At 71.8% G+C, this 6,503-nt stretch carries 4 protein-coding genes; 2 read left to right on the forward strand and 2 right to left on the reverse strand.

The window, feature by feature from the left end; genetic code table 11:
• Together acnA and dxs are read left to right on the forward strand one after the other, a co-directional pair.
• Positions 1 to 1,532, forward strand: a 1,532-nt coding sequence (gene acnA, locus ACFE60_RS16580) for an aconitate hydratase AcnA (RefSeq protein WP_375389964.1), incomplete at its 5' end; no start/stop codon positions are given.
• Positions 1,533 to 1,622: 90 nt separating this feature from the next.
• Complete coding sequence (gene dxs, locus ACFE60_RS16585; RefSeq protein WP_375389965.1) at positions 1,623 to 3,542, forward strand: 1-deoxy-D-xylulose-5-phosphate synthase; 1,920 nt, start codon at positions 1,623 to 1,625, stop codon at positions 3,540 to 3,542.
• A 92-nt stretch (positions 3,543 to 3,634) separates the two neighbouring features.
• Here the strand turns inward: dxs and ACFE60_RS16590 are convergent, their stop codons facing one another.
• Positions 3,635 to 5,797: a 3-hydroxyacyl-CoA dehydrogenase NAD-binding domain-containing protein gene (locus ACFE60_RS16590; protein WP_375389966.1), complete on the reverse strand. Its 2,163-nt coding sequence runs from the start codon at positions 5,795 to 5,797 to the stop codon at positions 3,635 to 3,637.
• On the reverse strand, positions 5,794 to 6,503 hold a 710-nt coding region (locus ACFE60_RS16595), incomplete at its 5' end, for a thiolase family protein (protein ID WP_375389967.1). The genes ACFE60_RS16595 and ACFE60_RS16590, both read right to left, overlap by 4 nt.

Consider the following 6,503-nt stretch of genomic DNA (forward strand, 5'->3'; position numbering starts at 1 on the left):
CAGCCATCAGTCACGCACCGTCGGTGTCGCACCCGACGAAGGTGGCCGGAGCAGCGGGCGACTTCACGATCGACCACGGGGCGGTCGCCATCGCGGCCATCACGTCCTGCACCAACACCTCCAACCCCTCCGTCATGCTCGCGGCGGGCCTGCTCGCCAGGAACGCCAGCGCCAAGGGGCTGAAGGCCAAGCCGTGGGTCAAGACCACGCTGGCCCCCGGCTCCAAGGTCGTCACCGACTACTACGAGAAGGCGGGGCTGACGGACGAGCTCGAGACGCTGGGCTTCTACACGGTCGGCTACGGCTGCACGGTGTGCATCGGCAACACCGGGCCGCTGATCGACGAGGTCTCCGCGGCGATCAACGACAACGACCTCGCGGTGACCGCGGTGCTGTCCGGCAACCGCAACTTCGAGGGCCGCATCAGCCCCGACGTGAAGATGAACTACCTCGCGTCCCCGCCGCTCGTGATCGCGTACGCGCTCGCGGGCACGATGAACTTCGACTTCGAGACCGATCCGCTCGGCCTCGACCGGGACGGCAACGACGTCTTCCTGAAGGACATCTGGCCGGACGCGGACGAGGTGCAGGCGACGATCGACTCGTCGATCTCGACCGACATGTTCGACCACGAGTACGCGGGCGTCTTCGACGGCGACGAGCGCTGGCGGAACCTGCCCACCCCGACCGGGGCGACGTTCGAGTGGGACGACGCGTCCACCTACGTGCGGAAGCCCCCGTACTTCGACGGCATGCGGCTGGAGACGACCCCGGTCGTCGACGTCGCCGGGGCGCGGGTGCTCGCGAAGCTGGGCGACTCCGTCACGACCGACCACATCAGCCCCGCCGGCTCGATCAAGGCCGACAGCCCCGCCGGCCGGTACCTCACCGAGCACGGCATCGACCGCACGGACTTCAACTCCTACGGCTCGCGCCGCGGCAACCACGAGGTCATGATCCGCGGCACGTTCGCGAACATCCGGCTGAGGAACCGGCTGCTCGATCAGTTCAACGAGCACCGTGGCGTGGAGGGCGGCTTCACCCGCGACTTCACCGAGTCCGACGGGCCGCAGGCGTTCATCTACGACGCCAGCCGGCACTACCAGGAGCAGGGCACGCCGCTCGTGATCCTGGCGGGCAAGGAGTACGGCTCCGGCTCCAGCCGCGACTGGGCCGCGAAGGGCACGAACCTGCTCGGCGTGAAGGTCGTGATCGCGGAGAGCTTCGAGCGCATCCACCGATCGAACCTGATCGGCATGGGCGTGCTGCCGCTGCAGTTCCCGGCGGGGGAGACCGCCGACTCGCTGGGCCTCGACGGCACCGAGTCGTTCGACGTGACCGGCGTCACGGTCCTGAACGACGGCACCACCCCGAGGACGGTGCACGTCGTCGCGACGTCGACGGCGCACTCCGCCGACGGGAAGCAGCCGATCGAGTTCGACGCGGTCGTCCGCATCGACACCCCGGGCGAGGCCGACTACTACCGCAACGGCGGCATCCTGCAGTACGTGCTGCGGAGCCTGGTCGCCTGAGCCGTCGCGACGGGCGGGTCCCGGGCGCGACGCCCGGGACCCACGGCCCGTCCCGGTGAGTTCCCGCGGTGTGTTTCCTAAGGTGAACGGATGAGCCTCCTCGAGACGATCAGGACCCCGCGGGACCTGGACGGGCTCACGCACGACCAGCTGTCGCAGCTGGCCGACGAGATCCGCGCCTTCCTGGTCCGCACCGTGTCGGCCACCGGCGGCCATCTCGGCCCGAACCTCGGGGTCGTCGAGCTGACGATCGCCCTGCACCGGGTCTTCGACTCCCCGCATGACGCGATCGTGTGGGACACCGGCCACCAGACGTACGTGCACAAGCTGCTGACCGGGCGGCAGGACTTCTCCCGGCTCCGCAAGCGCGGCGGCCTGTCCGGGTACCCGGACCGGGCCGAGAGCGTGCACGACATCGTCGAGAGCTCCCACGCCTCCAGCTCGCTGTCCTGGGCGGACGGCATCTCCCGCGCGTTCCAGGTCACCGGGCAGACCGACCGCCACGTGGTCGCGGTCGTCGGGGACGGGGCGCTCACGGGCGGCATGACGTGGGAGGCGCTGAACAACATCAGCGACGACAACAACCGCCGCCTGGTGATCGTGGTGAACGACAACGGCCGCTCCTACGCCCCCACGATCGGCGGGATGGCGCGGTACCTGAACGAGGTGCGCACCAAGCGCACCTACCGCGACATGCAGAAGGGGTCGCAGCAGCTGTTCGACCGCTTCGGCCGGCCCGGCCGCGCCATCTACCGCGGTACCCGCGGGGCGCTGCACGGGTTCCTCGCCCGCTTCGTGAACAACGAGCGGATGTACTCGAACCTCGACATCAAGTACCTGGGCCCGGTCGACGGCCACGACGAGGCCGCGGTCGAGAACGCGCTGCGGCAGGCGAAGCAGTACGAGCTGCCGGTGCTGGTGCACGTCATCACCGAGAAGGGCCGCGGCTACGCGCCCGCCCGGGCCGACGACGCCGACCGCTTCCACGCCGTCGGCGTGATCGACCCCGAGACGGGTGCGCCGCTCGCGCCCGCATCGCCGCAGCGGGACTGGGCCGACGCCTTCGGCGCGGACCTGCTCGGCCTCGCGCAGCGCGACCGGCGCATCGTCGGGATGACCGCGGCGATGCTGCGTCCCGTCGGGCTCGAGCCGCTCGCGAAGCGGTTCCCGGACCGCGTCATCGACGTCGGCATCGCGGAGCAGCACGCGGTCACCTCCGCCGCCGGGCTCGCGTTCGGGGGCCTGCACCCGGTCTTCGCGGTGTACGCGACGTTCCTGAACCGCGCGCTCGACCAGGTGCTGATGGACGTGGCCCTGCACCGCGCCGGGGTGACGTTCGTGCTGCACCGGGCCGGGATCACGGGGCCGGACGGGCCGAGCCACCACGGCATGTGGGACCTGGCGATGCTGCAGATCGTGCCGGGGATGCGCCTCGCCTCGCCGCGCGACGGCGCGACCCTGGCGGAGGAGCTCGCGGAGGCGGTCGCCGTCGAGGACGCTCCCACGGTCCTCCGCCTGCCGAAGGGCAGCGTGCCCGTCGACATCCCGGCCCTCGAGCGGCTGGACGACGGGGTCGACGTGCTGGCGCGCGGCACCGGTGCGGACGTGCTCGTCGTCGCGATCGGCGTGATGGCGGCGCAGGGGCTCGAGGTCGCGCGGCTGCTCGACGAGCAGGGCATCGACGTGACCGTCGTCGACCCCCGCTGGGCCGTGCCGATCGCGCCGAGCCTCATCGACCTCGCTGCCCGGCACCGCCTCGTGGTGACGATCGAGGACGGGGTGCGCGTCGGCGGCGTCGGCACCCGCCTCCGCCAGGACATGCGCGCGGCCGGAGTCGACACCGCGCTGAACGAGGTCGGCCTGCCCGACGCGTTCCTTCCGCACGCGGAGCGGGGAGAGCTGCTCGCGGAGAGCGGCCTGACGGCCGCGGCGATCGCGACCGACATCGCCGCGCAGCTGGCGGGCACGAAGCAGCCGGCCGCGAAGCCGGCCCGCGCCCGCGCCCGCTGACCCTCCCGGTCACGAAAGCGGGCGGGTTCGGACATTCCGGGCGCGAATTCACGCCCGGAATGTCCGAACCCGCCCGGATTCGGGGGGGGGCGTCAGCGGGTGCCGGCGGCCGCGATGCGCGGGGTGTGGAAGGTGCCGCCGAAGACGCGCTCGGAGGCGCCGACCCGGTCCAGGTACGGCGTGATGCCGCCCGCGTGGAACGGGTAGCCCGCACCCAGGATCAGGCAGAGGTCGATGTCCTCCGGCGCCGCGACGACGCCGTCCTCGAGCATCCGGTGGATCTCGTCGGCCAGGCCGTCCTCGACGCGGAGGCGGAACGCCTCCGCGGTCTGCGGGGTCGTCGGCTTCGGCAGCGACCGCTTCACGATCGCGAGCGCCCGCTTGTCGAACCCCTTGACCTCGCCCCTGTCGTCCTTCTCGAGCAGCACGCCCGCGTCGGCGAGCGCGTGCAGGTTCGCGGAGTCGAAGAACCGGTCGGGGAACGCGGCGTGGTGCGTGTCCAGCACGTGGGCGCCGACCTGCAGGCCGACGAGGTCGAGCAGCTCGAACGGCGTCATCGGCAGGCCGAACGGGTCGAGCGCGTGGTCGACGATCTCGAAGGGGGTGCCGGTGTCGACCGCGTGCATGGCCTCGCCGAGCACCTTGGCCAGCACCCGGTTCACGACGAAGCCCGGGGCGTCCTTCGTGATCACCGCGTTCTTCCGCAGGTTCCTCGCGACCGCCATCGCCGTCGCGAGCGTCGGGTCGTCGGTCCTGGACGCCTTCACGACCTCGACGAGCGGCATCACCGCGACGGGGTTGAAGAAGTGGAAGCCGACGAGCCGCTCCGGGTTCGCCAGGTTCGCGCCGATCGCGTCGACGGACAGCGACGAGGTGTTCGTGGCGAGCACGGCCTCGGCGGAGAGATGCGGCTCGACGTTCGCGAACACCTGCTGCTTGACGCCCAGGTCCTCGAACACGGCCTCGATCACCCAGTCGCAGTCCGCGAAGTCGGCGACGTCCGTCGTGCCCGTGATGCTGCCCACCAGCCGGTTGGCCTCGTCCGGGTCCACCCGGCCGCGGTCCGCCAGCTTGCCGATCTCCGCGTGGATACGGGCGAGGCCGGCGTCGACGCGCGCCTGGTCGAGGTCCGTGATCAGCACCGGCACCTTGAGCCGCCGGGCGAACAGCAGGGCGAACTGCCCGGCCATCAGGCCCGCGCCGATGACGCCGACCTTGGTGACCTTCTTCGCGAGGGCCTTGTCGGGCGCCCCGGCCGGCTTCTTGGCGCGGCGCTGCACGAGGTCGAACGCGTACAGCGACGCGGCGGCCTGGTCCCCGGCCAGCAGGTCGGCGAGCACCTCGTCCTCGGCGGCGAAGCCCTCGAGCACGCCTGCCCGGTCCTTCGCCTTCTTCGCGCCGACCAGCAGGTCGAGCGCGGCGTACGGCGCCTTCGGCACGGTCCCGATCTTCGACTCGAGGCTCTTCCGCGCGACCCGGATCGCGATGTCCCACTTCACCGTGCGCTCGATGAGGTTGGGCGCGTGGGGGCGCTTCACCTGCACCCGGCCCCCGATCACGTCAGCGGCCCACGCGATGGACCGCTCCAGGAAGACCGCGGAGGGGAGCAGCACGTCGGCGATGCCGAGGTCGAGCGCCTGCTGCGCCGTCAGAGTGCGGTTCTGCTTCAGCGGGTTCTCGACGATGACCTTGAGCGCCGCCTCGATGCCGATGAGGTTCGGGAGGATCGTGGACCCGCCCCAGCCGGGGATGATCCCGAGGAACACCTCCGGGAACGCCACCGCGGGGGCCGCGGCGTCGATGGTGCGGTAGTCCGCGTTCAGCGCGACCTCGAGGCCGCCGCCGAGCGCGAGCCCGTTGATGAAGCAGAACGTCGGCACGCCGAGGTCGCCGAGGTGCGCGAGCACGCGGTGCCCGAGCGCGGCGAGCTCCTTCGCGGCGGCCCGGCCAGGTATGCGGTCGAACATGCTGAGGTCGGCGCCGGCGGCCAGGATGAACGGCTTGCCGGTGACGGCGAGCCCGACGATCTCGCCGCGCTCCGCCCTCGCCTTCTGGGCGACGAGCGTCGCCTCCAGGGCGAGCAGGCTGCGCGGCCCGAGCGTGTTCGGGCGCGTGTGGTCGCGGCCGTTGTCGAGCGTGACGAGCGCGAGCACGCCGCCGCCCGGCAGCCGGACGTCCTTCGCGTGGGCCTCGGTGACGACCTCGTCCGCGCTCAGCGCGACGAGGTCGGCCGGCGCCTCCTGCACATCCGTCACTTGCCTGCCTCCACGGTGCTCGTCCTCCTGGCCGCCTTCTTGGCGGCTCGCCTGTCGAAGTGCGGGTTCTCCCAGATGACGCTGCCGCCCTGGCCGAGCCCGACGCACATGGCCGTGAGCCCGTAGCGCACCTCCGGGTGCAGCTCGAACTGCGCGGCCAGCTGGATCATCAGCCGGACGCCGGAGGAGGCGAGCGGGTGACCGAACGCGATGGCGCCGCCCCAGAGGTTCACCCGCGGGTCCTCGTCGTCGATGCCGAAGTGGTCGAGCAGGCTCAGCACCTGCACCGCGAACGCCTCGTTCAGCTCGAACAGGCCGATGTCGTCGATCGTGAGCCCGGCCTTGACCAGCGCCTTCTCTGTGCTCGGGACCGGGCCGATGCCCATGATCTCCGGCTCCACACCGGCGAACGCGAAGCTCACCAGACGCATCTTGACCGGCAGGCCGAGGTCCGCGGCCGCCTGCTCGGAGGCGATGAGGGAGGCGGTCGCGCCGTCGTTCAGGCCCGCCGCGTTCCCGGCGGTGATCCTGCCGTGCGGACGGAACGGCGTCCGCAGCGCGGCGAGCCCCTCCATCGTCGTCTCGGGTCGCATGACCTCGTCGCGCTCGGCGAGGCCCCACCCGTCGGGGCCGCGGGTCGCGACGGTGACCAGGTCGGGCTGGATGCGGCCGATCTCGTACGCCGCCTGCGCCTTCTGCTGGGACC

This window comes from uncultured Amnibacterium sp. (assembly GCF_964245895.1).
In the GTDB taxonomy this organism is placed as follows: Bacteria; Actinomycetota; Actinomycetes; order Actinomycetales; family Microbacteriaceae; genus Amnibacterium.

Coding starts and splice junctions, on each gene's coding strand:
- dxs (WP_375389965.1), top strand. CDS start 1,623: ATGAGCCTCCTCGAGACGATCAGGACCCCGCGGGACCTGGACGGGCTC.